Origin of the sequence: Clostridium sp. HBUAS56010 (assembly GCF_007115105.1) — a bacterium.
GTDB lineage: Bacteria > Bacillota > Clostridia > Lachnospirales > Lachnospiraceae > Lacrimispora.
In genome coordinates, this window is record NZ_SULJ01000001.1 from 634,937 (window position 1) to 659,111 (window position 24,175).

At 42.3% G+C, this 24,175-nt stretch carries 24 protein-coding genes; 2 read left to right on the plus strand and 22 right to left on the minus strand.

Features of this window, described 5'->3' with window-relative positions:
* Positions 1 to 47: 47 nt before the first annotated feature.
* The 19 genes from nrdG to coaBC form a co-directional block, all read right to left on the minus strand.
* Positions 48 to 566: an anaerobic ribonucleoside-triphosphate reductase activating protein gene (nrdG, locus tag FAY33_RS03090; protein ID WP_143319280.1), complete on the minus strand. Its 519-nt coding sequence runs from the start codon at positions 564 to 566 to the stop codon at positions 48 to 50.
* 9 nt (positions 567 to 575) lie between these two features.
* A complete protein-coding gene (nrdD, locus tag FAY33_RS03095) occupies positions 576 to 2,702 on the minus strand; it encodes an anaerobic ribonucleoside-triphosphate reductase (protein WP_347562655.1) in 2,127 nt (708 codons plus the stop codon).
* A gap of 117 nt (positions 2,703 to 2,819) precedes the next feature.
* Positions 2,820 to 3,440: a flavodoxin family protein gene (locus tag FAY33_RS03100; protein WP_143319282.1), complete on the minus strand. Its 621-nt coding sequence runs from the start codon at positions 3,438 to 3,440 to the stop codon at positions 2,820 to 2,822.
* A 15-nt stretch (positions 3,441 to 3,455) separates the two neighbouring features.
* Positions 3,456 to 6,605 (minus strand): SNF2 helicase associated domain-containing protein, encoded by a 3,150-nt coding sequence (locus tag FAY33_RS03105; RefSeq protein ID WP_143319283.1) that lies wholly within the window; start codon positions 6,603 to 6,605, stop codon positions 3,456 to 3,458.
* Between the two features lie 23 nt (positions 6,606 to 6,628).
* Complete coding sequence (gene argS / locus FAY33_RS03110; protein ID WP_143319284.1) at positions 6,629 to 8,398, minus strand: arginine--tRNA ligase; 1,770 nt, start codon at positions 8,396 to 8,398, stop codon at positions 6,629 to 6,631.
* Positions 8,399 to 8,534: 136 nt separating this feature from the next.
* Positions 8,535 to 9,092 (minus strand): elongation factor P, encoded by a 558-nt coding sequence (efp, locus tag FAY33_RS03115; RefSeq protein ID WP_143319285.1) that lies wholly within the window; start codon positions 9,090 to 9,092, stop codon positions 8,535 to 8,537.
* Positions 9,093 to 9,203: 111 nt separating this feature from the next.
* Complete coding sequence (gene aroQ, locus FAY33_RS03120) at positions 9,204 to 9,632, minus strand: type II 3-dehydroquinate dehydratase (RefSeq protein ID WP_143319286.1); 429 nt, start codon at positions 9,630 to 9,632, stop codon at positions 9,204 to 9,206.
* A gap of 62 nt (positions 9,633 to 9,694) precedes the next feature.
* Positions 9,695 to 10,207 (minus strand): YqeG family HAD IIIA-type phosphatase, encoded by a 513-nt coding sequence (locus tag FAY33_RS03125; protein WP_143319287.1) that lies wholly within the window; start codon positions 10,205 to 10,207, stop codon positions 9,695 to 9,697.
* A gap of 7 nt (positions 10,208 to 10,214) precedes the next feature.
* Entirely contained in the window at positions 10,215 to 10,667 is a 453-nt protein-coding gene (nrdR, locus tag FAY33_RS03130; RefSeq protein WP_143319288.1) for a transcriptional regulator NrdR, read from the minus strand.
* A gap of 84 nt (positions 10,668 to 10,751) precedes the next feature.
* On the minus strand, positions 10,752 to 11,012 hold the full coding sequence (locus FAY33_RS03135) for a YlmC/YmxH family sporulation protein (protein ID WP_143319289.1): 261 nt from the start codon (positions 11,010 to 11,012) through the stop codon (positions 10,752 to 10,754).
* Between the two features lie 61 nt (positions 11,013 to 11,073).
* Entirely contained in the window at positions 11,074 to 11,904 is an 831-nt protein-coding gene (locus FAY33_RS03140; RefSeq protein WP_143319290.1) for a DUF975 family protein, read from the minus strand.
* Positions 11,904 to 12,245 carry a DUF4190 domain-containing protein gene (locus FAY33_RS03145; RefSeq protein ID WP_143319291.1) on the minus strand — a complete coding sequence of 114 codons (342 nt, stop codon included), beginning with the start codon at positions 12,243 to 12,245 and terminating at the stop codon, positions 11,904 to 11,906. The genes FAY33_RS03140 and FAY33_RS03145 overlap by 1 nt, the downstream gene beginning before the upstream one ends.
* A 147-nt stretch (positions 12,246 to 12,392) precedes the next feature.
* On the minus strand, positions 12,393 to 13,289 hold the full coding sequence (locus FAY33_RS03150; RefSeq protein WP_143319292.1) for a MetQ/NlpA family ABC transporter substrate-binding protein: 897 nt from the start codon (positions 13,287 to 13,289) through the stop codon (positions 12,393 to 12,395).
* Positions 13,290 to 13,333: 44 nt separating this feature from the next.
* The gene (locus FAY33_RS03155; protein WP_143319293.1) at positions 13,334 to 13,999 is read right to left on the minus strand and encodes a methionine ABC transporter permease; all 666 of its coding nucleotides are present in this window, start codon (positions 13,997 to 13,999) and stop codon (positions 13,334 to 13,336) included.
* Positions 13,989 to 15,011 (minus strand): methionine ABC transporter ATP-binding protein, encoded by a 1,023-nt coding sequence (locus FAY33_RS03160; RefSeq protein ID WP_143319294.1) that lies wholly within the window; start codon positions 15,009 to 15,011, stop codon positions 13,989 to 13,991. The genes FAY33_RS03155 and FAY33_RS03160 overlap by 11 nt, the downstream gene beginning before the upstream one ends.
* 359 nt (positions 15,012 to 15,370) lie before the next feature.
* Entirely contained in the window at positions 15,371 to 16,774 is a 1,404-nt protein-coding gene (gene pepV / locus FAY33_RS03165; protein ID WP_143319295.1) for a dipeptidase PepV, read from the minus strand.
* Between the two features lie 17 nt (positions 16,775 to 16,791).
* Positions 16,792 to 17,244, minus strand: a complete 453-nt coding sequence (locus FAY33_RS03170; protein WP_143319296.1) for a GatB/YqeY domain-containing protein — start codon at positions 17,242 to 17,244, stop codon at positions 16,792 to 16,794.
* A 39-nt stretch (positions 17,245 to 17,283) separates the two neighbouring features.
* Positions 17,284 to 18,873, minus strand: a complete 1,590-nt coding sequence (locus FAY33_RS03175; protein ID WP_143319297.1) for a peptide chain release factor 3 — start codon at positions 18,871 to 18,873, stop codon at positions 17,284 to 17,286.
* Positions 18,874 to 18,937: 64 nt separating this feature from the next.
* On the minus strand, positions 18,938 to 20,158 hold the full coding sequence (gene coaBC / locus FAY33_RS03180) for a bifunctional phosphopantothenoylcysteine decarboxylase/phosphopantothenate--cysteine ligase CoaBC (RefSeq protein WP_143319298.1): 1,221 nt from the start codon (positions 20,156 to 20,158) through the stop codon (positions 18,938 to 18,940).
* Between the two features lie 84 nt (positions 20,159 to 20,242).
* On the opposite strand from coaBC, the gene FAY33_RS03185 reads away from it, so the two are divergent.
* Together FAY33_RS03185 and sigG are read left to right on the plus strand one after the other, a co-directional pair.
* Positions 20,243 to 21,013, plus strand: coding sequence for a type III pantothenate kinase (locus FAY33_RS03185; RefSeq protein ID WP_143319299.1), 771 nt, complete (start codon positions 20,243 to 20,245; stop codon positions 21,011 to 21,013).
* A gap of 104 nt (positions 21,014 to 21,117) precedes the next feature.
* Positions 21,118 to 21,894 (plus strand): RNA polymerase sporulation sigma factor SigG, encoded by a 777-nt coding sequence (gene sigG / locus FAY33_RS03190; RefSeq protein ID WP_143319300.1) that lies wholly within the window; start codon positions 21,118 to 21,120, stop codon positions 21,892 to 21,894.
* A 58-nt stretch (positions 21,895 to 21,952) separates the two neighbouring features.
* Here the strand turns inward: sigG and FAY33_RS03195 are convergent, their stop codons facing one another.
* From FAY33_RS03195 to sigE, 3 genes are all read right to left on the minus strand, one after another.
* Positions 21,953 to 22,825: a DUF3298 and DUF4163 domain-containing protein gene (locus FAY33_RS03195; RefSeq protein ID WP_143319301.1), complete on the minus strand. Its 873-nt coding sequence runs from the start codon at positions 22,823 to 22,825 to the stop codon at positions 21,953 to 21,955.
* 2 nt (positions 22,826 to 22,827) lie between these two features.
* Positions 22,828 to 23,322 (minus strand): RNA polymerase sigma factor, encoded by a 495-nt coding sequence (locus tag FAY33_RS03200; protein WP_143319302.1) that lies wholly within the window; start codon positions 23,320 to 23,322, stop codon positions 22,828 to 22,830.
* Between the two features lie 111 nt (positions 23,323 to 23,433).
* Positions 23,434 to 24,174 carry an RNA polymerase sporulation sigma factor SigE gene (gene sigE / locus FAY33_RS03205; protein WP_143319303.1) on the minus strand — a complete coding sequence of 247 codons (741 nt, stop codon included), beginning with the start codon at positions 24,172 to 24,174 and terminating at the stop codon, positions 23,434 to 23,436.
* Position 24,175: the final 1 nt, after the last annotated feature.

Genomic DNA, 24,175 nt, shown 5'->3' on the forward strand with positions numbered 1-24,175 from the left:
ACAGGACGTTTTACCGGCTGAAAAAGCCAAAGTAAAACGTCCTGTTTTTATTCCCATAATATCACATTTCCTGCCGTCAGGGATTCCTGTACTTTTATAATCCGCTGATTGGATGATCCTTTAAAGCGGAGTTTTAAATCTTTATGTTCCAACTGAAACTTTCCGTCAACCATAACATCAAAACAGGAAAGCAGCCTTTTGGTCTCGGGAAAACGTTGTGCCATATCTCCAACAATGTCTCTTTCAAAATTATATCCGGTATAACACCAGATTGTCTTTTCAGGAAAGCATTCCTTTACTTTTTCCACAAGAGGAACAAGGGCTTTTTGATTATCCGGATGCATGGGTTCTCCCCCAAGAAGACTGAGACCTGAGATATAGCTGTGATCTAGATTCTTCACAATCAGCTCTATGGTTTCATTGGTAAATTCCTGCCCATACTGGAAATCCCATGCCTCTGAATTAAAGCAGCCTTCGCACATATGGGTGCACCCGCTGACGAACAAAGAAACCCGGACCCCTGGTCCATTTGCCACGTCTGTAGGCTTTATCGTTGCATAATTCATATCATCCTCCTACAGGTGCAGAACCCTGGATTTAATTTCCTTTGTTTTGCCTGTATTCCAGAAATTCTCTCCAAGATAACCGCAGGTTCTTCTGGTTACATTCATCCGGTCTTTGTCTTTGTTGTGGCACTGGGGACATTCCCATTCCATATCATCGTTAATAATAATCTCACCATCAAATCCACATGCCTGGCAATAGTCAGATTTTGTGTTGAATTCCGCATACTGGATGTTGTCATAAATAAATTTAACGACTTCTTCCATTGCTTCCAGATTGTTGCTCATATTCGGAACTTCCACATAGGAAATCGCACCTCCGGAAGAAATAATCTGGAACTGGCTTTCAAACGTAAACTTGGTAAAAGCATCAATATGCTCCCGCACATCTACATGATAGGAGTTGGTATAGTATCCTTTATCAGTAACATCTTCAATTACGCCGAACCGCTCCCGGTCAATCTTGGCAAACCGGTAGCAAAGAGACTCTGCCGGTGTTCCGTATAAACCAAACCCAAGACCAGTCTGTGCCTTCCACTTCTCCACAGCCTCATTCATATGATTCATAACACGAAGTGCAAATTCTTCTCCTTCTTTGGTTGTGTGGCTCTTTCCCTTCATCACCTTGGTGGTTTCATAAAGACCGATATAACCAAGGGAAATAGTAGAATATCCATCCTTTAAGAGACGGTCAATCTTCTCTCCCTTTTTCAGCCTTGCAATGGCACCATACTGCCAATGAATCGGACTTACATCAGAAAGTGTTCCTTCCAGAGATTTGTGTCTGCACATAAGGGCTTCGTAGGAAAGTTCCAGACGTTCATCAAGAAGTTTCCAGAACGTATCCTCATCACCATTTGCAAGAATTCCGATCTGAGGGAGATTGATACTGACTACCCCCTGATTAAATCTTCCTTCAAATTTATAATTTCCATTCTCATCTTTCCAGGGAGACAAAAAGCTTCTGCAGCCCATACAGCTAAACACATTGCCTTCGTAGTTCTCTCTCATCTTTTTCGCTGAGATATAATCGGGATACATGCGTTTAGAAGAACATTTAACAGCAAGTTTTGTAATGTAGTCGTATTTACCGCCTTTTAAGCAGTTATTTTCATCAAGTACATAAATCAGCTTTGGAAATGCAGGCGTTACATATACTCCTGCTTCATTCTTAATCCCTTCAAGCCTCTGGCGGAGAATTTCTTCTACGATTAAAGCATTTTCCCTGATGTACTCGTCCTTTTCGTCAAGGAATAAAAACAGAGTGACAAATGGAGCCTGACCATTGGTGGTCATTAGGGTGTTGATCTGGTACTGAATGGTCTGCACACCTGACTTTAATTCATCATGAAGACGGATATATGCCATCTTCTCCACAATCTCCGGCGAAACCGTATTGCCGAACTCTTCTTCGATCTGCTTGCGGAACTTGTCGTTGCTTTTTCTTAAATATTTTCCCAGATGACGGATATCCACAGACTGTCCGCCATACTGGTTGCTGGCAACCGCCGCAATAATCTGGGTCATAACAGTACAGGCAACCTGAAAGCTCTTAGGGCTTTCAATCATCTTCTCGTTCATCACGGTGCCATTGTCTAACATATCTCCAATATTAATCAGACAGCAGTTAAAAATAGGCTGTACAAAATAATCAGCATCGTGAAAATGAATGGCGCCCTGCTCATGGGCAAGAGAAATCCGCTCCGGAAGCAGCATTCTCTTTGTTAAATCCCTGGAGACTTCTCCCGCTATGTAATCTCTCTGGGTAGAAGCTAAAATCGTGTTTTTATTGGAGTTTTCTTCTGCAAGCTCTTTGTTCTCATTCTTGATCAGCTTTAAAATGGATTCATCCGTTGTATTGGCTTTTCTAAGCAGCGCTCTCTGGTAACGGTATATGATATACTTTTTGGAAAGGGTATACTTGTTTCGTCTTACAAGTTCACTCTCAATCATATCCTGAATGGTTTCCACGTTTGTTATATCTCCGGCATGGTCTTCAACAAAATCGAGAATGGCATGAATCATGGTTTCTCCAGCCTGTTCAGAAAGTTCAACTTCTGCATTCGCCTTTTGTATTGCTTTAATGATCTTTTCTCTATCATATTCTGCAATTCTGCCATCACGTTTTTGAACTTTAATCATTCCTGTCACCTTAACCTCTTCTATATTTTGTATTCACAATATTATTAACACAACATGTAGTGCTTTTTTATTATACACTACAAGAAAAAAAAGTAAAGAGGCTTTTTGCTTCTTTTAACGGACAAAATTCGTCCACATCCTCTCTTCCTGTTTTGGAAGGCTGATTCCTGCTGCTTTTCCTGCCTCCAGACACTTGAGCATCCATGCCATATTTTTTCCCAGAACTCTCATTACCTGCAGCCCTTCCAGATCTTGTTCCACATCAGAAGCGGTTGCTCCATGAACCATGTTCCAGTAACAGGAGGAAACCACAGGCATCTGGGAAATGGTGAAGTACTTATTCAGTGCATCAAGGGTTGCTGTTGTTCCTGCGCGGCGGGCAGAAGCAATAGCAGCAGCCGGCTTATAAGCAAAGTTTCTTCCCGCATAAAAAAGCCGGTCAAGAAGAGAGAATAAAGAACCATTCGCCGAAGCATAGTAAACCGGTGAACCCACAATCATGCCATCCATACGTTCCACCTTATCCAAAATTTCATTCACCAGATCATCATTAAAAATACACCTGCCGGTTTTGGCGCATTTTCCGCATGCAATGCAGCCATGAATCGCTTTGTTTCCAATGTGGACCACTTCCGTGTTCACACCCTCTGCCCTAAGCTCTTTCTCTACCTCTCTGAGTGCCCGGTTTGTACATCCTTCTTTGTGTGGACTTCCATTAATCAGCAATACATTCATTCTTTCCCCATCCTTTCAATCATTTAATAAATCAAGCAGATCATCCCGGCTTAAATTGCTAAGTGAAATGGTTCCTTCGGTAATAATCTGTTCCGCAAGATCTTTCTTTGACTCCTGAAGCTTTAAAATATTCTCCTCAATTGTTCCTTTGGTAATTAATTTAAACACAGATACCTGCTTCTCCTGACCAATGCGGTGCGCACGGTCTGTTGCCTGATTCTGGGCTGCCACGTTCCACCATGGATCAAAGTGTATTACAATATCCGCTGCCGTGAGATTTAATCCGGTTCCTCCCGCTTTCAGGGAAATAAGAAACAAAGGAATTTTATCATCCTTAAAAGAATTTACCATACGAAGACGTTCTTCCTTTGGCGTAGCTCCTGTAAGAATATAAAATGGAATTTCTTCTTTTTGGAGACGCTCCCCTATAATTTTCAGCATAGAGGTAAACTGGGAAAACAAAAGAATCTTATGTCCTCCCTCCACCCCATTTTTTACAAGATCAATGCAGGTCTCAAGCTTTGCCGACTCTCCATTGTAATTCTCATAGCATAAATGGGGATCACAGCAGATCTGTCGCAGTCTGGTGAGTTCAGAAAGGATCTGAATGCTGTCCTTCCCTGTTTTGCCCTCCATGCGTTCCAGTTCTTTCTTTAAATGAAACGCGTTAGCTGTGTATAGATCCTTCTGTTTTTTATCAAAAGCAGAATAAACTACCGTTTCAAGCTTATCCGGAAGCTCTTTGAGAACATCTTTTTTTAATCTGCGCAGAATAAAGGGTCCGATCAGCTTGTGAAGATTCTGCAGCGCAGGAAGCTCCTGATCTTTTACAATGGGCTGCTCATAATCTTTTTTAAATTTCTGGTAACTGAACAAAAAACCAGGCATCAGATAATCAAAAATGCTCCACAACTCGGATAAGCGGTTTTCGATGGGAGTGCCGGTCAGAGCAAAGCGGCTTCCGGCATCAATAGACTTGACCGCCTTCGCGCTCTGGGTAGAAGCATTTTTAATATACTGTGCCTCATCAATGATCTGATATCGGAACGATCTGTCTTTATAAAAGTCAATATCTCTTTTTAATAAGTCATAAGAGGTAATTAACACATCATGCCCTGCATCTGTCTTCAATATCTCTTCCCGTTCTGCGGCTGTTCCAGTCACCGTGAGCACGTCCAGTTGAGGAGCAAATATCCGTATCTCATTCTCCCAGTTGTAAACCAGAGAAGCAGGACAGACAATCAAGGACCGGGACGATTGTTTCTTTTCTTTTTCATCAAGAAGCAGGGAAATAACCTGTATGGTTTTCCCAAGCCCCATATCATCTGCCAGAATTCCTCCAAAACCATAGTGATCCAAAGTCTTAAGCCACCGGTATCCGGTCTTTTGGTACTCTCTTAAAACGGGTTGTAAAGGTTCTGGAATCTCAAAGTCACTGTCTTCCACCGACTTCATTCCCCGGACTACGGCTTTAAAAAGCTGATCCCGGTAAAGAGTTATGCCACTGCCTTCTTTTAACATGCTGTCCAGATAAAGAGCTCTGTATTTCGGCAGACGAAACGACTTGTTCTCCAGCTCCGATATGCTTACAGACATATCTTCGATCAGCTTTGCAACAGAAAGAATTCCATTATCATCAAGCCTTAAAAACTCTCCGTTCTTTAATCTATAGAATTTTTTCTTCCGGTTATATTCGGTCAGAAGCTGTTTTAGCTCCCTTCCGGATAACCCTCCTGTATCCACATCAAGCTCCAGCCAGTTTCCCGCACTACGGATGCCCACCGATATTTTGGGAGGGGGCAGAACTTTCAGTTTCTTAAAAGAGTCAGAAAAATACACCTCTCCAGATGCCATAAAATCCTGTAATCCTTCTGTCAAAAGGCGATAAACAGCCTCTTCATCGTTGCGGATTGCCGGATAAGAAGATTCGTATTCCCGGTATTTAAAATATCTGGTAATAAGCTGGCTGATCCGGAATTCACCTGGCACATCCCGGCATACCGTCCGGGGCAGTCTCTCATCCTCCACAGGCTGGAACGAGTAATCTCCGTAAGAAAGAGTTGGTTTTAAGACCAGGCTGTCAGGTCCGTCAGAGTCAAACTCGAAACGAGCCTTTAATTCCTCCGGCTTATAGTTTTCCAGATTTAAGTCTCCAGAATCAATCGTGCAATAGGAAGCTATCTTTTTTAACACACGCTCGTAAAAAAGAGGCATGTCTTTATTGTTTATTTCAATTTCATATCTGGTCCCATATCCTTCCATCATCTGTCTGAAAAAAACCAGCAGTGACTGGCTGCAGGACTGGTCACAGCAGTACAGATACCTGGAATCACAAAGATATAAATAGCGTTCGCCTTCAAATACCATAATCTCCCGGTCAATGGATACGGACACACCTTCTCTGCCTTTTCGTTTGACCGTGACTGTAATGGCAGGAGGCTGGTCTGTTATTTCAACCTGACGCTTTTGCCCTCTGTAATCTTCGATCTCCAGATTGTTCCCTTTCATAATATGAAAAAAGCGGTCAATATTGGTACGGCTTAAATTCAAAAAACGCATGACAGGGCTTGCAGTAAAAGACCCTTTTTGAAATTGCTCATGATGTTCCAGATAAGTATTTACAACCTCTAACACAAATTCCAAAAGAGGACGGCTTTCCTTTAAAAAAACAGGAATGGTATGATGAAAAGACAGATTCTTCCCATACTCAACATAAGTCCCATTCTCCACTGCTTTCGCAAAAACAGACAAATCCTTTATCATATAAAGCCGGTCTTTTCCCAGTTTAAATTCAAGCTTTGTCTCTTTTCTGCTGGCAAGCATTGATACAAAAAGGCGGATCTGCTCCTGTTCCCCCTCGCTCATAATATTGGCAACTTCCCGGTTGGTATATTCCCGGATCATGGCTCTTGCCTGCTGGGAGGTGGCAACAAGCCTTCCCGGCTGATCTGTTTCCTGTTCTTTATAAGCCTGAAACAGTGCCTGACCATGGGCACACATCCCCCGGTAAGAATTCCCTCTGGCACAGGAACAAGAGTAGTCAATGACTTGACTACCCTTGATATGCAGACTGGTTATATATTCCCTTCCCTGATCCTCTACTGATGCTCTGACGCCTGATTCACCTTTCCAAAAGGTATTGACCGTCATATGCGATACTTTCATAGATCCTCACATCCGTTCGACGTTTACATTCGTTCCGGTGCTTCAATTCCCAACACATTGATGCACTCATTTAATACATCTCTGGTCAGACTGATCAAACGCACCCAGGAAGCCTGCCGTTTTTTATCTTCTTCTGAAATAATCTTTGTATCATGGTAAAACCGGTTAAACACATTGGCAAGCTCGTACACATACTGGCATACCTTATGAGGTGCCAACTCTGCAAAACTGGTTTCCATAACCTCATTGTAACGGGAAAGCTGCAGCATTAAATCCTTTTCAGCACCTGATCGTGCAGAAAGAATTCTTGCTTCTCCCTGATATTTTTCTTCCACAGTTTCGTACTTAGCCAGAATGGACTTAATCCGCACAATGGTATAAAGAATATAAGGCCCGGTATTCCCCTCAAAGGACACAAACCGATCCATGTCGAAAACATAATCCTTTGATGCCTGATTGGATAAATCACCGTATTTTAAAGCGGCAATTCCCACGATCCTTGAAGTTGCCCTTGCTTCTTCTTCTGAAACCGTACGATTCTCCAGAATCTTTTCATAAGCCGCCTGACAGATATCTCCGATCAGACTTTCCAGACGCATGACACCACCGTCTCTTGTCTTAAATGGTTTTCCATCTTTTCCGTTCATAGTACCAAAACCAAGGTGGGACATCTTCTTCTCAGGTGCTGCAAAGCCTGCTTTTTTTGCCACACGGAACACCTGGACGAAATGAAGTTCCTGGCGCTTGTCCGTAATATAAATATACCAGTCCGGATTGATATCCTGCTCCCGCTCTATAATGGTTCCCAGATCTGAAGTGGAATAAAGAGCGGCACCGTCTGACTTTCTGATAATGCAGGGAGGAAGTTCTTTGGAATCTCCTTCTTCTTCAATATCCACAACCAAAGCGCCCTGACTCTCATAAGCAAGTCCTTTTTCTTCCAGTTCTTTAATCAGACCTGGAATATAAGATTCTGCATCACTTTCCCCTTTCCATAAATCAAAGGTAACATTAAGGCTGCCGTAATTCTTTTTCAAATCCGTTACAGACACTGCCAAAATATGCTGCCAGATTGCCCGGTAAGGACTGTATCCGTTCTGCAATTTAAGCGTCGCATCATGAGCCCGTTTGCTGAATGCCTCGTCCGTCTTGGATTTCGTACTGGCGGCTGGGTAGATCTCCTCCAATTCTGTAATGGTAAAAGGCGGCTCCTTGGGATATTCCCCTTTAAATTCTTCATCAAAATAAGGCAGATCCGGTTTTCTGTCTTTTAACTCTTCAATAATTAATCCCATCTGAAGTCCCCAGTCTCCAAGATGAACATCTCCAATAACCGTATGACCAAGAAACCGGCCCATCCGTTTTATGCTTTCTCCAATGACAGCGGAACGAAGATGACCTACATGGAGAGGTTTTGCCACATTGGCCCCGCCGTAATCCACTACAATTGTCATGGGCGCTTCCGACTTCTTCACGCCGCACTGGTCCTCCCCTGCCATATCATTCATATATTCTGCCAGATAATCGGAATCAAGCTTTAAATTGATAAATCCTGGCATTACGGCATCTACCGCTGCAAACACTCTGCTTCCGGAAATCTTTGCCACAACCTCTGATGCAATATCGAAGGGTTTCTTTTTGTATGCTTTCGCCGCTGCCATGGCTCCGTTGCACTGGTACTCGCAAAGATCAGGGCGGTTGGATAAGGTAACCTTCGCATAGGCTTCCTCATATCCGCAATGCGCAAATGCTGCTTTCATCTCTGCCGTAATTAAATCAAGAATTTTTTCCATCCGTTCTGGCCTCCTCTTCCTATATATCCAGATATTACTAAGCTAAATATTAATTATATTACAAATAAATCCAAAAATCAAATCATTCTTTATAACAGCAAAAAAGACCGGGTTTGCCGGTCCTTTTTCATCAGGATTAAACTCTGGACATATATTCACCAGTACGCGTATCAATCTTAATCTTATCACCCTGTTCAACAAACAGAGGTACATATACAACAGCTCCGGTTTCAACAGTCGCTGGCTTCGTGGCTCCCTGTGCAGTATCTCCTTTAAACCCTGGTTCCGTATCTGTAATAACCAGTTCTACAAATAACGGAGGCTCTACAGAATAAACCTTTCCACTAAATGAACATACTTTCACGTTTTCATTCTCTTTCACAAACTTCAAGGCATCGCCGATCACGTCAGGACCTAATGCCACCTGCTCGTAAGTATTTGTATCCATAAAGTTATGAAGATCTCCATCGGCATACAGATACTGCATGTCTGTTCTGTCGATTCTTGCCTGTGGAAACTTTTCTGTCGGGCGGAATGTGCGTTCTACAACGCCGCCGTTTACCACATCTTTAATCTTCGTTCTGACGAACGCAGCACCCTTTCCAGGTTTTACATGCTGGAACTCCATAATCTGATAGACAGTACCCTCGATCTCCAATGTGATACCGTTTCTAAAATCACCCGCTGATATCATAAATGATATTCCTCCTTGAATTTCTCTTCTTAACCTTTTATATTCTATACTATAATAAACGCATTTTCAACCGTTTTTTTGCAAATATCTCCATTTCCTGCCTGGAACTGCTTATCTTCCGGTTAAAAAGTCCATAGCAAGCGCATAACCCTTTAACCCAAGCCCAACAACTTGTCCGGTGCAGACAGGTGCGGTTACCGATACATGACGGAATTCCTCCCTTTTATGGACATTGGATATATGGACTTCTACCTTTGGTATATTCACAGAGCCAAGAGCATCTCTGACCGCATAGCTGTAATGGGTAAACGCTCCCGGATTAATAATAATCCCTTCTGTCCCATTGTGGTATGCTTCCTGAATCTTATCAATCAGACCGCCTTCATAATTGCTCTGAAAGACTTCCAGTTCATGTCCTTCCTTCTGTGCCTTATCTGTAAGCAAGGACACCAGATACGCATAATCCTCCGTTCCATAAATCCCTTTCTCACGAATTCCCAGAAAATTAATATTAGGTCCGTTTAACACAAGAATCTTCATCTTTCCTGTTCTGCCTTTCTCTATTATATCCGAAAACCTTACTTTTACCCGAAATGATTCTCTTAAATTCCGAGCCTCCTCTTCCTTCTCCGGTAAAAATACAGTACAACTGCTTCTAAATATCTCTTTAATACAATCTGAATCTCTTCTTTTGGATTAATAGGTTTTACCAGTATACTGTATATTCCAGTCCTTTTTGCACCAAAAACGTCTGTAAAAAGCTGGTCACCCACGAAAACGGTGTTCTCCCTTCGGGTTCCCATTAACTCCATTGCTTTTTCATATCCTTTTTTTGAAGGCTTGTTTCCTTTGAATATATACTTAGCTCCTCCCACCTGTCCGGCAAAAGAAGCTACCCTTGATTCCTTATTATTGGAAAGAAGACAGATATCAAATCCAATGTGACGCAAACGTAAAAAAAGCTCTCTGGCTCTTTTATCTGCAGGTGCACCATGAGGAACCAGAGTATTGTCAATATCAAAAATCAGACCTCTGATGCCAGTCTCATATAAATGTTCAAAGGGTATCTGATAGGTGGATGCCACATCGTCATCCGGATAAAATACATTTAACATAAATCTCCTACTTCTTCAACAGTTTGCCGATCTCTTCAATGAACGTGTTCACATCTTTAAACTCCCGGTATACAGAGGCAAAACGGACATATGCCACCTCATCAATCTCCTGGAGCTTTTTCATTACAAGTTCACCGATGACCGTGCTTTCCACTTCTTTTTCTTCCCGGTTAAACACCTGGGTCTCCACCTCATCCACCATAGAATCAATCTGTTGGGAAGATACAGGTCTCTTATGGCAGGAATGGAGGATCCCGGATTCTATCTTCGAACGGTCATAGACCTCTCTGGAGCGATCCTTCTTAATTACCATGAGAGGCATGGTCTCCAACTTCTCATAAGTAGTAAAGCGTTTCCCGCATCGTTCACACTGCCTGCGCCGCCTGATGGAACTATTGTCATCCGCTGGTCTGGAATCAATGACTTTTGTATCTGCTTCATTGCAAAATGGACATTTCACGCCTCTATCCTCCTGTCTTACGGATTGTATTTTTATTATGTATATCATAACTTACATTCCGTAGATTCGCAAGCCTATCTTCCACTATATTCCGCATTTTTCCGTGGCTTTATCAAGATCCACGTTGACAAGGATAATATCCGGACCTACCTGTCTGATATCACAAAAAGGAATCACATATTCTTTTTCCCTGACCAGAAAACCGCAAAAACAGCCAGGTCCCGGTACAATAATTGCCAAAAGGCAGCCTGTTTCCATATCAAAATCCACGTCTCCCACATAGCCCAGACGTCTGCAATCACAAATATTAATCACTTCTTTTGTCTTCAGATCAGAAATGCGCATAGATACACCTCCTATATTGCTTAGTGTATTCTATGCGCATAAAAAACCCTTTGACACGGTTTTACTGCCGTTTTTCCTGATTCCACATAGATTCAAAAGACGGATCTGCAAGCTGCTCTACGACTTTTTTAGCCTGCTGCGCTTTTAAGTCCAGATAGAATTCGGTAAGAGTCGTTCTCATATAAGGAAAAATCCATAAAAATCCAATATAAGCGGAACAATATCCCAAAATAATCATTCCCGTAAAACTCAGATAGAGATAAAACAGGCGTCCCTTGCTGCCCTTCATCATCTGCACGCTTTCCATAATGGATTGAATGACGCCTTTGTCCGTAGATTCCAGAAGAATGAACATAGACTGGGACATATAGATATTGATCACCAATACCCCTGCAAGCATAAGGATGTACATAAGAACCAGAAGAACAACCATAATAGGAATAAAGTCCGTAATCACGCCTGCAATCATCACCACTATATAGGGAATTGCACAAACCAGACCCACAATTAACTGAATCCCATAAAGCGCCAGAAATTTTAATGGTACATTCTTTACGCCAAAAAGAAGATTGGAAATCTCCGGATTTTTTTCAACCGCAAGGTTATAGTAAAAACGGAGCAATCCCGGTCCCATAAGTGCCATAACCACCAGAAACAAAATATATATAACAAAAAACAAGGTAACTGTAATAACGGTTCCAATGTCTGATTGGTTGAAGGAATAATAAAACATATCGCTTGCAGCGGCTATAAAAAACAGAATAAAAAAGAACATTATTATAAACCCGACTACAATCGCCGTCGCAACAAGCTCTGCGCCCACACAGGAACCATATCTGCCTTTCAGTTTTGCCTTCGCCCGCCTCTTCAGTTCTGCTGATGTAGTTTTCATCAATAAGCACCTCCTGTCTGAATATACTCCACAAGTCCAAGCGCCATGATAAAGATCATAATAATCCCAAATATACTAACTGCAATAATGGAAGTAATAAGCCCTGCTTTTGCATAGTTTTCAAATTTTTCTTCTGTTTTAGAAAGCAGTGCAAACAAAATTCCCAGACTCCCAAATATAATTCCGCCGTAAACACAGCAGGTTGTCACAATCCCCAGAATCCCCATTACAAGCGAGGCAAGAGCCAGGCGGCTTTGCTGAGGTTTGGCAACAGGCGGCTGTGTGGAGATCTGATAATTCCAGTTCCCAGCCTGATCCTCTCTTTGATTATCTTGATCCATATCCTATCAACTCCCTTTTATCGTAATGTTAAAATTATACATTATATTTCATAATCTGTAAAATTATATTTTTTTCTTTCTTTTTCTAAAAAAAACTGCGAAACCAGTCGTTTCCGGTTTCGCAGCATTAGAATCGCCTCTGTTTAATTAAAAGGAAGGAACAACTGCACCTTCATAAGTATCCTCAATATATTTTTTAACAGAGTCACTTGTCAGAGCTTCTACGAGAGCTTTGGTCTTTTCACTTGTATCTTCTCCTGTACGGACTGCAACGATGTTGCTATAAAGGGTGGCTGCCAAAGATTTGGCATCTTCCGTTGCCAGCGCTTCTGAAACCTTTAATCCTGCTTCAATTGCATAGTTACCATTGATAACTGCAATATCCACATCGCCTAATGAACGGGGAAGCTGTGCAGCTTCAACTTCAATAATCTTAAAGTTTTTTTCATTTTCTACAATATCGTTCTTGGTTGCATCCAGTTCTACGCCTTCTTTGAGTTCAATTAAACCATTGTCTGCCAATAACAGAAGGGCTCTTGCCTCATTGGAAACATCATTAGGAACTGCAATCTGTGCGCCATCAGGAAGGTCTTCAAGACTCTTTATCTTACCTGCATATATACCAAACGGCTCATAATGAATGGCAGCGGCGCTGACAAGATCTGTCTTTTTCTCTTCATTGAACTGGTCAAGATATGGTTTGTGCTGAAAATAATTGGCATCCAGATCTCCGGAATCCAAAGCAAGGTTTGGCTGGACATAATCTGTATATTCCTTTATCACCAGATCATATCCCTTTTCTTTTAACACCTCTTTGGCTGCCTTTAAAATCTCTGCATGAGGGGCTGGACTTGCACCTACTACGATTTCTTCCAAATCGCCATCTGTTTTGCCTGTTTCACTTATCTTTGCAGTATCCGCTGCTGTTGAAGCCTCTTCCTTTGTTTCTGCTGCTGTTGTCGGAGCTTCTTTGGGTCCGGAACATGCGGTCAGGGCACCTGCCGCAAGAAGTGCTGCTGTGAGTACATAAAAAGTCTTTTTCATAATATCTCCTCCTTAAATTTTATATGTAACGCCTTTGGCGGTTACTATCTGATTCGCTTATCACTGATCCTGGAAAGCTTCATACCTGCCTCCTGAATGATCTGCACAATGATAACAAGGATTGCTACCGTGGCAAACATCATGCCGGTCTGATAACGGTAATATCCATATTTAATCGCAATATCTCCCAGTCCGCCGCCGCCTACAAAACCTGACATGGCGGAATAACCGAGAATGGTGGTAACCGACAAGGCTCCTCCGATTAAAAGAGATGGCTTTGCTTCCGGAAGAAGAACCTTCCAGATAATCTGAAACGTAGAGGCACCCATGGATTTCGCCGCTTCCACCACGCCGGCATCCACTTCTTTAAAAGAAGATTCCACCACTCTCGCCACATATGGCGCAGAGGCAAATACCAGAGGAGGAATAACTGCCTTGGCACCCAGAGTCGTTCCCACGATCATCTTTGTAATAGGAATTACCATGATCAACAGAATAATAAAGGGAACAGAGCGGAGCAGATTAATGGCAAGACCAAGGATTCTCTGGAGCAAAGGAAGAGGATAAATGCCATCCTTATCCGTAACAATCAGTATAATACCAAGAGGAACTCCGATTAAATATGCAAACAAGGAAGAGGTGAACGTCATAAACAGCGTTTCCCATATTCCAAGTTTGAGCATGTCAAAAACAGACGCATCAAATACCATAATCTTTCACCTCCTCATGGGTAATCTTTGCTGTTTTTAAGTAATTTAATATCCGGTTCTGATCCACTTCATCTTCCGGAAGCTGAATGACCATCTGACCCATGGCAGTTCCGTTAATATCCTTTGTCTCTGCATGAATGATATTTACTGGAACTTTGCATGCAAGAATCAAATTAGAAACCACCGGTTCAAAGGAAGACCTGCCGTCAAATGTAATTCTGACACGTTTGGAATTCCCGAATTTCACCACATGTTCAGCCGCCTCACCCAGGATAAGCTGCCGTCCAATCTTTGATTTTGGTTCTGAAAAAATATCTGCAACACTTCCAACCTCTGCAATATGGCTCTGGTCAATGATCGCCACCCTGTCGCAAATCGCTTCAATAACAGCCATCTCGTGGGTAATAACAACCACAGTTACCCCGAGAGTCTTATTAATCTCTTTTAAAAGGCTGAGTATGGACTTTGTGGTATTCGGATCAAGGGCACTAGTTGCTTCATCACAAAGTAATATTTTAGGATTGGTAGCCAATGCCCTTGCGATGGCCACACGCTGCTTCTGACCTCCGGAGAGTTGGGATGGATACGCCTTAATCCGGTCCTTTAACCCTACCATCTCAAGAAGTTCCATGGCTCTTTTTGTCGCTTCGTTCTTTTGCACCCCGGCAATTTCAAGAGGAAAACATACATTTTGAAGAACATTTCTCTGTGCCAGTAAATTAAACTGCTGAAAGATCATTCCCATGGACTGTCTGGCAAATCTTCTCTGGCGCGGTCTCATATCGGATAAACTTTTGTTCTCAAAAAGTACGGTTCCGGAGGTTGGTTCCTCCAGATAGTTAATACAGCGGACCAGCGTGCTTTTTCCTGCACCGCTGAGGCCTATAATTCCAAAGATTTCTCCCCGTCCGATGGACAGGTTAATATCATCCAATGCCTTGATGGGACCATTTGACGTACGAAATTCTTTGCCTAATCCCACCAGTTCTATGATTGGCTCTGCTGACTGCATGTGTCTGTTTCCTTTCTTTTCGGTTGAAGGCTGATATCCTCCGGTGAAACAAAAAAAGCCGCAAGTCCTGCACAGACTTGCGACCTGATACTTCCGCCTTTCACTGCCTTTGCGAATTCAATCACAACCCATACAACTCAATATAATTATGGTTTTTTTGAACAATCTGAAATACAACACCTTTTACACATGTTGTTCAACCGATCCATATTCATCTGCATTGCATAGGATTGATTCATGGCAGTTACTCCTTCCCTGATTCCTATAGTAAAGGTAGGGATTACTTTATAAGGCGTATTCTACGCTTCTTATCTGCATTTGTCAATGCTATATGGAAATATTAGAATAACTTGTAGTATTTAAGAGCAAAGATCTACAATTACCTGGGCAAATATCTTTGCACTTACAACAAGTTCTTCTACAACTGCATATTCATCGGCACCGTGCATGCGGTTATCGGTCTCTGGCATAGAAGCTCCAAAAGCAACACCATTCTTAAGATGATGGACATAGGTTCCCCCGCCCATGGAAATGCACTCACCTTTTCGCCCGGTATAACTTTCATATGCTTCTAAAAGAGTTTTCACAAACGGCGAATCTCCATCTACATGGTGAGGTGGATTCATGGAATCATTATGGATCGTAAATCCTTTATCCGCCATGTTTCTTTTTACCACGTTCAGGACATTCTCTTCTGTGGAACAGATGGGACAACGGCTGTCAAAAGTTCCTTCCAGACCAGAATCCCATACTTTTAACAAACTAAAAGCAAGGGTCAGATCACCGGAGATTTCGTCACCCATGGCGATTCCCAGTGCCCTTCCAGATGTATCCCCGTGAGGAATGAGGGAAAGAAGCCTGCGCAGCATGAATACCTGGCCGCATTCTGCGAGAGGAAGTTTCGTCAGATAAGTAAGAAGTCCTGTCAGAGCATTGTTCCCTTCTTCCGGAATAGAAGCATGAGCACTTTGCCCGATTGCTGTAATAAAAGCATGCTCCCCTTCCCGGCGGATCTCAAAACGGATTCCTGTCTTATTGGTACAGTCCTTTGCAATCTGCTCCAGAACATGTTCTTCCAGTCCGGCTACTACTGCATTCGCTTTGCCGGGAACTACATTAACCTTAATTCCCGCTTCCAGACTTACCAGCCTGGGAAGTCTCTCAGAAGGTTCCCAGTCCGCAGTAAAATGACCGCTTAAACTTCCTTTTTCCGTATTCACCACCGGAAAGGCTCCGTCAGGAGAAAAAGTCATGGGGGCTTCCTTCTCTACTGCATAATAATGGGCGATGTCGGAACTTCCGCACTCTTCATCCGTTCCCAGAATAAGCCGCACATTCTTGCTGAGAGGAATATTCAGTTCTTTGACCGCTCTCATGGCATAAAGAGCTGCAACTGCAGGTCCCTTGTCATCAGAGGTTCCCCGTCCAAATAGCTTCCCGTCCTTTACTATGGGCTCAAAAGGTTCGGTCTCTTTCCAGCCTTCTCCTGCGGGAACCACATCAAGATGTGCCAGAATATCAAGCTGCTGCTCCTTATGGTTCATATCCACAGTTCCTACATAATTATCATAGTTACGAATGGAAAAACCATAAGATTCTGCCATGGTCAAGGCTTCCGTCAATGCCTCAAAAGCTCCTGGACCAAAGGGCATCCCTTCTTTGTAAGGCATCTTCTCACTGTTGATTCTGCAAAGAGAGCAGATATCTTCAATCATCTCCTGCTTATGTGATTCGATATATGCCTCTATCTCCTTTTTATACATAAAATCGCATCCCTTCTTTACTTCATCATTGCAGCCAGAATCTCATTTACAACCTTGCCATCTGCTTTTCCTTTTACTTTCGGCATGAGAACCTTCATGATCTTTCCCTTGTCAGCAGCCACAGGAGCTTCAATTCCCAGTTCCTTGAGAACCGAATCAATAATTTCCTTAATCTGGTCTTTTCCCATATCTTCCGGTGCAAATTCCTTATAAACAGCAATGCGGGCAGAGGCTTCTTCTCTGATATCATCTCTGTCTGCCGGTGCCAGTTCATAGGTTTCCTGGGTCTGCTTAATCTCCTTTTTCACAATGGCATTTGCCTCTTCTTCTGTGATTGGAGTATGATCCTTTTTGTCAATCTCAAAATTCTTCAACGCTGCAAGAAGCATGGACAGCGCATCTTTTCTCTGCTTGTCTTTCGCTTTCATGGCTTCTACCATAGCGGCTCTTACCTGGTCAATCTTACTCATTTTTGTTCCTCCTTCTATCTCTATCTTACACAAATCAATTTAATTATGACCGAACTCAGAAAGCTGCAGTTCCGGATTACGCTCCAAAACCATTCCTACACTCCAGCTGTTAACAAATAACAGAAGAGGATTGTCCTTTAAGTCCTTAATCCGCTTCATATCAGAAGTTCCCTGGATCTTGGCAATATCAATCTCATTCTTATTCTGAATCCAGCGAATGTGTTCATATGGAAGCTTCTCAAGCTTTACCTCCACATTGTACTCATTCTCCAGACGGTATGTTAATACCTCGAACTGCAGTTCTCCCACCACTCCTACAATAATCTCTTCCATTCCTGTATTAAATTCCTGGAATATCTGAATGGCACCTTCCTGGGCGATCTGATTCACACCTTTAATAAACTGCTTTCTCTTCATGGTATCCATCTGCCGTACCCGGGCAAAATGCTCCGGTGCAAAAGTGGGAATTCCTTCAAACTCAAACTTTTCACCAGACTTGCAGAGAGTGTCTCCAATGGCAAAAATGCCTGGATCAAACACACCGATGATGTCTCCGGCATAAGCTTCTTCCACGATCTTGCGGTCCTGTGCCATCATCTGCTGGGGCTGGGAGAGACGAAGTTTCTTCCCACCCTGCACATGATTCACTTCCATACCTGCCTCAAACTTTCCAGAAACAATCCTCATAAATGCAATCCGGTCTCTATGGGCTTTGTTCATATTCGCCTGAATTTTAAAAACAAATGCGGAAAAATCTTCCTCAAAAGGATCTATGACACTGGTGGTCGTTAACCTTGGAAGCGGAGAAGTGGTCATCTGAAGAAAATGCTGTAAAAATGTTTCAACACCAAAATTAGTCAATGCAGAGCCAAAAAATACGGGAGATAAATTTCCTCTGCTTACCCGTTCCATATCCAGTTCATCACTGGCTCCATCTAACAGTTCGATCTCATCAACAAGCTGTCTGTGGAATGCTTCTCCAATAAGAGAATCCACTCCGTCGTCTCCCAAAAGGACCTCTGTTGCCTTTACTTCTTTCTGTCCGTTCAATGTTGACTGGAAGGTGGTGATGGTCTTGTTAAAGCGGTCGTAAACGCCTTTGAAATCCCTGCCGCAGCCAATCGGCCAGTTAACGGGGCAGGTGCGGATTCCAAGCACTTCTTCGATTTCATCCATCAGTTCAAAAGGATCTCTGGCTTCCCGGTCCATCTTGTTCACAAATGTGAAAATGGGAATATGGCGCATCACACATACTTTAAACAGTTTAATGGTCTGTGCCTCCACACCTTTGGAACCATCAATTACCATGACTGCTGAATCTGCAGCCATAAGGGTACGGTAAGTATCCTCTGAGAAGTCCTGATGTCCAGGCGTATCTAAGATATTAATGCAGAATCCATCATAATTAAACTGCAATACAGAAGAGGTAACAGAGATTCCTCTCTCCTTTTCGATCTCCATCCAGTCAGAAACTGCATGTTTGGCACCTTTTCTTCCTTTTACAGTACCAGCCAGATTGATGGCACCTCCGTACAGAAGAAACTTCTCTGTCAGTGTAGTCTTTCCCGCATCTGGATGGGAAATGATGGCAAATGTTCTTCTCTTTTTAATTTCTTCCGCTATATTCACAAAAATAGTTCCTCCAAATTATACGTCTAAGTCTTGTCTATTGTAGTATGATTTTTCCCATAAGTCAAGATTCTCTCTCTTCCAAAGCGCCCTTCTTTTCCGGGAAAAAGATCTGGTCCAAAAGGTGGTGTGCCACTTCGTCTTTTGTCATTTTACCAAGCTCTGTCTCTTTTTTTCTGGTAATAATCGTAACTACATTGGTGCTTGTTCCAAATCCCGCACCTTCCGTTTTTAAATTATTGGCAACAATCATGTCAATCTTCTTTTTTTCCAGTTTCAGGCGGGAATTTTCCAGCATATTCTGTGTCTCCATGGAAAATCCGCATAAAAACTGCCCTTCTTTCCGGTGTCTGCCAAGCCAGCTTAAGATATCATCTGTCCGTTCCAGTTCAATGGTCATGTCCCCATCTTTTTTCTTCGTTTTTTCCGTGCCCACCTGCTTTGGTCTGTAATCGGCGACCGCTGCAGCTTTAATAACCGCATCCTGATCTCCATAATGGGCGGTCACAGCCTCAAACATGTCCTTTGCACTTTCAATTTCAATAATATTTGCAAAAACAGGCTTTTCAGTCTCTGTCTTTCCCGTAACCAGAGTTACCTCTGCTCCTCTTAAGGAAGCTGCATTTGCAATGGCATATCCCATCTTTCCGCTGGAATGATTGGTAATATAACGAACCGGATCAATGGCTTCCATAGTCGGACCTGCTGTTACAAGAATCTTCTTTCCTGCAAGATCTTTTTTAAATCCGATTTCTCTCTCAATGTAACGATATAAAACTTCCGGTTCAGGCATCTTGCCGGCACCAGTATCTCCGCAAGCCAAATACCCTACTGCCGGATTGATCACTTCCATCTCATAAGACTGACAGATTCTTAAATTATCCTGGACAATCTGGTTCTCATACATATTGGTGTTCATGGCAGGGGCGATGATTTTTTTGCATTTACAAGCCAGAATTGTAGTTGTCAGCATATCATCGGCAAGACCATGAGCAATTTTTGCAATGACATTGGCACTTGCCGGAGCAACCATAACCACATCAGCCATCTTTGCAAGAGAAACATGCTCCACACTGTACTGAAAATTACGGTCAAAGGTGTCCACCAGACATTTGTTGCCTGTTAATGTTTCAAATGTAATAGGATTGATGAAATTCGTCGCATGTTGGGTCATGATAACGTGGACATTACAGCCTTTTTTTACCAACATGCTGGCAAGTGATGCTATTTTATAGGCAGCAATGCTTCCTGTTACTCCTAAAATTATATTTTTTCCTTTCAGCATAAGCGCCTCCCGTTGTTTTTCGACTTAAAATATGATACTCTACAGTATAGCATAAGAAAAAAAAGTTGGAAAGGAGTTCCCTCTATGATTTTAGCGATTGATTTGGGAAACAGCAATATCGTCATAGGAGGTATCGACAGCACAAAGACTTATTTTGCAGAGCGTGTTACCACCAACCACGGAAAAACAGAACTGGAATATGCAGTTAATATAAAAGATGTTATGGAACTTAACCATTATCCGCTTTCTTCTATTGAGGGAGCAATTATTTCTTCTGTAGTCCCTCCGCTGACAGAGGTGGTCATTTCGGCAGTTAAAAAAATTACAGGAAAAACACCCCTTGTGGTTGGTCCAGGAATGAAAACCGGACTGAATATTAAAATGGACAACCCAAAAGCCGTTGGAAGCGATCTGGTTGTTGATGCGGTGGCGGCTTTAAAGGAATATCCCTCTCCCATTATTATTATTGACATGGGAACTGCTACTACCATATCTGTGATTGACAAGTCCGGCAATTATACTGGCGGCATTATTTTCCCAGGCATGAGAGTATCCCTTGATTCCTTAAGCAGCCGGGCGGCACAGCTTCCTTATATTGGTCTTGAAAGACCTGGGAAAATCATCGGAAAGAATACCATTGACTGCATGAAAAACGGAATTTTATATGGCAATGCTGCCATGATTGACGGAATTATTGACCGGATGGAGGACGAAATTCCGTCTAAACCAACCATTATCGCAACCGGAGGACTTGCTGCCGCAGTCATTCCCCTGTGCCGTCATAAAATTCATTATGATGAAGAACTTTTATTAAAAGGATTATGGATCTTATACGAGAAAAATAACCAGGAATGAGCAAGCCCAAAAACTGGAAATAATTTTTAACCCTTCCATCGTATAAAAGCCCTCGAATGAGTACATCATTTCTTTAGAGAATAAAATGATGCGGAGGGAAAGATATGTCTGGATACAAAGTAGAAATTTGTGGCGTTAATACTTCCAAACTGCCTCTTCTGAGCAACGAAGAGAAGGAAGTCCTGTTCAAACGGATACTTGACGGGGATAAAAAAGCCCGGGAAGATTACATCAAAGGAAACTTAAGATTGGTTCTCAGTGTCATACAGCGTTTTTCCGGCAGCAGCGAAAACGTAGATGATTTATTTCAGATTGGTTGTATTGGTCTGATTAAAGCGATTGACAATTTTGATATTACGCAGAATGTGCGCTTCTCCACCTATGCTGTTCCAATGATTCTTGGAGAAGTAAGGCGCTATCTTCGGGACAATAACTCGATCCGCGTCAGCCGTTCCCTGCGTGATACCGCTTATAAAGCGATTTATGCAAAAGAGAATTTAATGAAACGAAACTTAAAAGAACCGACTCTGATGGAAATCTCTGATGAGATCGGAGTCAGCAAAGAAGACATCACATATGCGCTGGATGCCATACAAAGTCCGGTAAGTCTCTATGAACCGGTCTATTCCGATGGAGGAGATCCTCTGTTTGTTATGGACCAGATCAGTGATAAGAAAAACTTAGAAGAAAACTGGGTGGAAGACATTTCTTTAAATGAAGCCATGAGCCGTCTGCCGGAAAGAGAGCGTCATATTATTGATATGCGTTTTTTTGAAGGCAAAACCCAGACAGAAGTTGCAGAGGAAATCCATATAAGCCAGGCACAGGTAAGCCGTCTGGAAAAGAACGCTTTGAAAGCAATGAAAAATTACCTTTCTTAATCTTATAATAAATTTTAAGCCCACCTTTCTAAATTCAAAGGCAGGCTTTTACATAAAATCAGATTCCGGTTACGGATTTTGGTATGGTGAATTCTACCGCTCCCATATATCCCGGAGCTACTTCATATTCGTCAAATACAATTACAATTTCTCCCTTTCCATTAAAGTAATAGCTTTCTTCTCCCGTAATTCCTTGAAAACCTTCTTCCGTATTGTCCCCCTCTTTTTGGTAAAAATAGGTCTTAGAATCATCGGCTGCCATCTGATCTGCCATTTGCTTTCTAATATTTTCCGAAATGCGGTCCATCGCCTCTTTCTCTTCTCCAAGCAAACCATGCAAAGTAACTACATTTCCAGTGGCTTTATTAATCGTGAATATTTTGACATATTGGGTGCCACTTGCCATGATTACCGTTGTGTTGATTCTCAAAGACAGGTATTTTTCATTATCCGTTACAACTTCATATCCAGAGTTCACTAAATAATGTCCTTTTCCCGCTAAACCTTCCGTGACCTGCCGCTCATACTCCTTAATCAGCTTATTGGCATAAGCTTCAATGGAAACATTCACATTCGTGGTATCATTATTTTCCATTGCCACTTTGGGGACCTGAATCTTTGCCTCATAATGATCCTTTCGATCTTCATAAGTGCGGAACGTTACAACTCTGGTAATCGCTCCAAGAACAGGGATTTTTTCCATGGCACTTGCTGCATCCGGGCTGACATTTGCCATAACTGTAATGATAGCGGCGGCTGCTGCTGCGGTCACCCCAGTCTTTTTAAAGCCTTTTATCACGTTTGCTTTTCTTTTTTCTTTTTTCCCTCTGTTTATTCCCATTAAAACTGCTTCTCTTGCTGCTTCCGGCACAGGAATATCCTGATATTTGTCCTGCATATTTACCAGATTATGATTCTTGTTGTCTTCCATGTTTAGCGGCTCCCTTCTTCTGTGAATTCCGGTTCCAGTGTTATCTTTAATTTTTTCAGTGCCCTGTACAATCTGCTTTTTACAGTGCTTACATTCATATTCATAATTTCTGCAATCTCTTCCAGCTTTCGCTCTTCCAGATATTTTAAAGTGACGATGGCACGATCCTTATCCTCCAGAGAGGATAAAAGTCTCAGTGGATCTTCTGTGTGAAAATTCTCTTCATAGGGAATCTCTTCGCCCAAAAAAACAAAATTTTCTCTTTTCCTTTTTCTCAGGCTGTCTATGGCAGCGTAAATCACAATCCGGTAAATCCAGGTAGAAAGATAGGAAGGCTCTTTTACCTGACCCACCTCCCGGATCACCCGGTATGCACTTTCCTGGACAACATCAAGGGCATCCTGTTCATTTCCCACATAACTGTATGCCAGCCGGTAATATCTGTCGTAATTTTCAATCAGAATTGTCTCTGCTTCTGCTTCAATCATTTGTTTCATCTCTTCCTCCTCTCCGATATACTATTATTTAGACGCTCAAGCCCTTTAAAAAGTTTCATATTTTACAAAAAAAGAAAGACTCTTTTGAGCCTTTCCTTTTATTATACCCTCTTATTCAAACCGGACAATTTCTTTTTTCAGCCGTTTCATAATCTTTTTCTCCAGTCTTGAGATATAGGACTGGGAGATTCCAAGTAAATCTGCCACTTCTTTCTGCGTCATCTCTTCCCCTTCCTCATCCGTAAGACCAAACCGCAGTTCCACGATCTTTCTCTCCCTTGGACTTAAACGGCTGATGGCTGTATTTAAAAGGTTCCGCTCCACCTCTGTCTCCAAATCCTTATAAATCACATCCTCATCAGTTCCAAGAATGTCGGAAAGCAAAAGCTCATTTCCATCCCAGTCTACATTTAAAGGTTCATCAATGGATACTTCCATCTTGGTTTTGTTATTCCGCCGCAGATACATGAGAATTTCATTTTCAATACACCGGGAGGCGTAGGTAGCAAGCTTGATATTTTTTGTTGGATTAAAGGTATTGATTGCTTTAATCAGTCCAATGGTTCCAATGGAAATCAAATCTTCCACTCCAACACTCGTGTTATCGAACTTTTTTGCTATGTATACAACCAGGCGGAGATTGTGTTCGATTAACTCTGATTTTGCCCTGTGGTCATCGTCTCCGCCAAGAAGAGCAATGACCTGTGCCTCTTTTTCGCTGTCTAACGGCGGCGGCAGTATATCTGCACCTCCGATGTAATGGACTTCCCCCTGAGACGGCATCATAAACGTCCTGAATGTAGGAATTGCCTTAAACTGGAAACGATTTGGAACGGAAACTTTTATAATCATG

Bases quoted from the DNA above. Each gene is read 5' to 3' on its own strand.
- FAY33_RS03145 (WP_143319291.1), bottom strand. From the start codon at position 12,245: ATGGATCAAGATAATCAAAGAGAGGATCAGGCTGGGAACTGGAATTAT.
- sigE (WP_143319303.1), bottom strand. From the start codon at position 24,174: ATGATTATAAAAGTTTCCGTTCCAAATCGTTTCCAGTTTAAGGCAATT.
- FAY33_RS03100 (WP_143319282.1), bottom strand. From the start codon at position 3,440: ATGAATGTATTGCTGATTAATGGAAGTCCACACAAAGAAGGATGTACA.
- FAY33_RS03195 (WP_143319301.1), bottom strand. From the start codon at position 22,825: ATGGAAGACAACAAGAATCATAATCTGGTAAATATGCAGGACAAATAT.
- sigG (WP_143319300.1), top strand. From the start codon at position 21,118: ATGTCTGGATACAAAGTAGAAATTTGTGGCGTTAATACTTCCAAACTG.
- FAY33_RS03105 (WP_143319283.1), bottom strand. From the start codon at position 6,605: ATGAAAGTATCGCATATGACGGTCAATACCTTTTGGAAAGGTGAATCA.
- argS (WP_143319284.1), bottom strand. From the start codon at position 8,398: ATGGAAAAAATTCTTGATTTAATTACGGCAGAGATGAAAGCAGCATTT.
- FAY33_RS03150 (WP_143319292.1), bottom strand. From the start codon at position 13,289: ATGAAAAAGACTTTTTATGTACTCACAGCAGCACTTCTTGCGGCAGGT.
- pepV (WP_143319295.1), bottom strand. From the start codon at position 16,774: ATGTATAAAAAGGAGATAGAGGCATATATCGAATCACATAAGCAGGAG.
- FAY33_RS03160 (WP_143319294.1), bottom strand. From the start codon at position 15,011: ATGCAGTCAGCAGAGCCAATCATAGAACTGGTGGGATTAGGCAAAGAA.
- FAY33_RS03170 (WP_143319296.1), bottom strand. From the start codon at position 17,244: ATGAGTAAGATTGACCAGGTAAGAGCCGCTATGGTAGAAGCCATGAAA.
- FAY33_RS03185 (WP_143319299.1), top strand. From the start codon at position 20,243: ATGATTTTAGCGATTGATTTGGGAAACAGCAATATCGTCATAGGAGGT.
- coaBC (WP_143319298.1), bottom strand. From the start codon at position 20,158: ATGCTGAAAGGAAAAAATATAATTTTAGGAGTAACAGGAAGCATTGCT.
- FAY33_RS03125 (WP_143319287.1), bottom strand. From the start codon at position 10,207: ATGTTAAATGTATTTTATCCGGATGACGATGTGGCATCCACCTATCAG.
- nrdG (WP_143319280.1), bottom strand. From the start codon at position 566: ATGAATTATGCAACGATAAAGCCTACAGACGTGGCAAATGGACCAGGG.
- FAY33_RS03200 (WP_143319302.1), bottom strand. From the start codon at position 23,322: ATGAAACAAATGATTGAAGCAGAAGCAGAGACAATTCTGATTGAAAAT.
- FAY33_RS03155 (WP_143319293.1), bottom strand. From the start codon at position 13,999: ATGGTATTTGATGCGTCTGTTTTTGACATGCTCAAACTTGGAATATGG.
- FAY33_RS03135 (WP_143319289.1), bottom strand. From the start codon at position 11,012: ATGCGCATTTCTGATCTGAAGACAAAAGAAGTGATTAATATTTGTGAT.
- aroQ (WP_143319286.1), bottom strand. From the start codon at position 9,632: ATGAAGATTCTTGTGTTAAACGGACCTAATATTAATTTTCTGGGAATT.
- efp (WP_143319285.1), bottom strand. From the start codon at position 9,092: ATGATATCAGCGGGTGATTTTAGAAACGGTATCACATTGGAGATCGAG.
- FAY33_RS03140 (WP_143319290.1), bottom strand. From the start codon at position 11,904: ATGAAAACTACATCAGCAGAACTGAAGAGGCGGGCGAAGGCAAAACTG.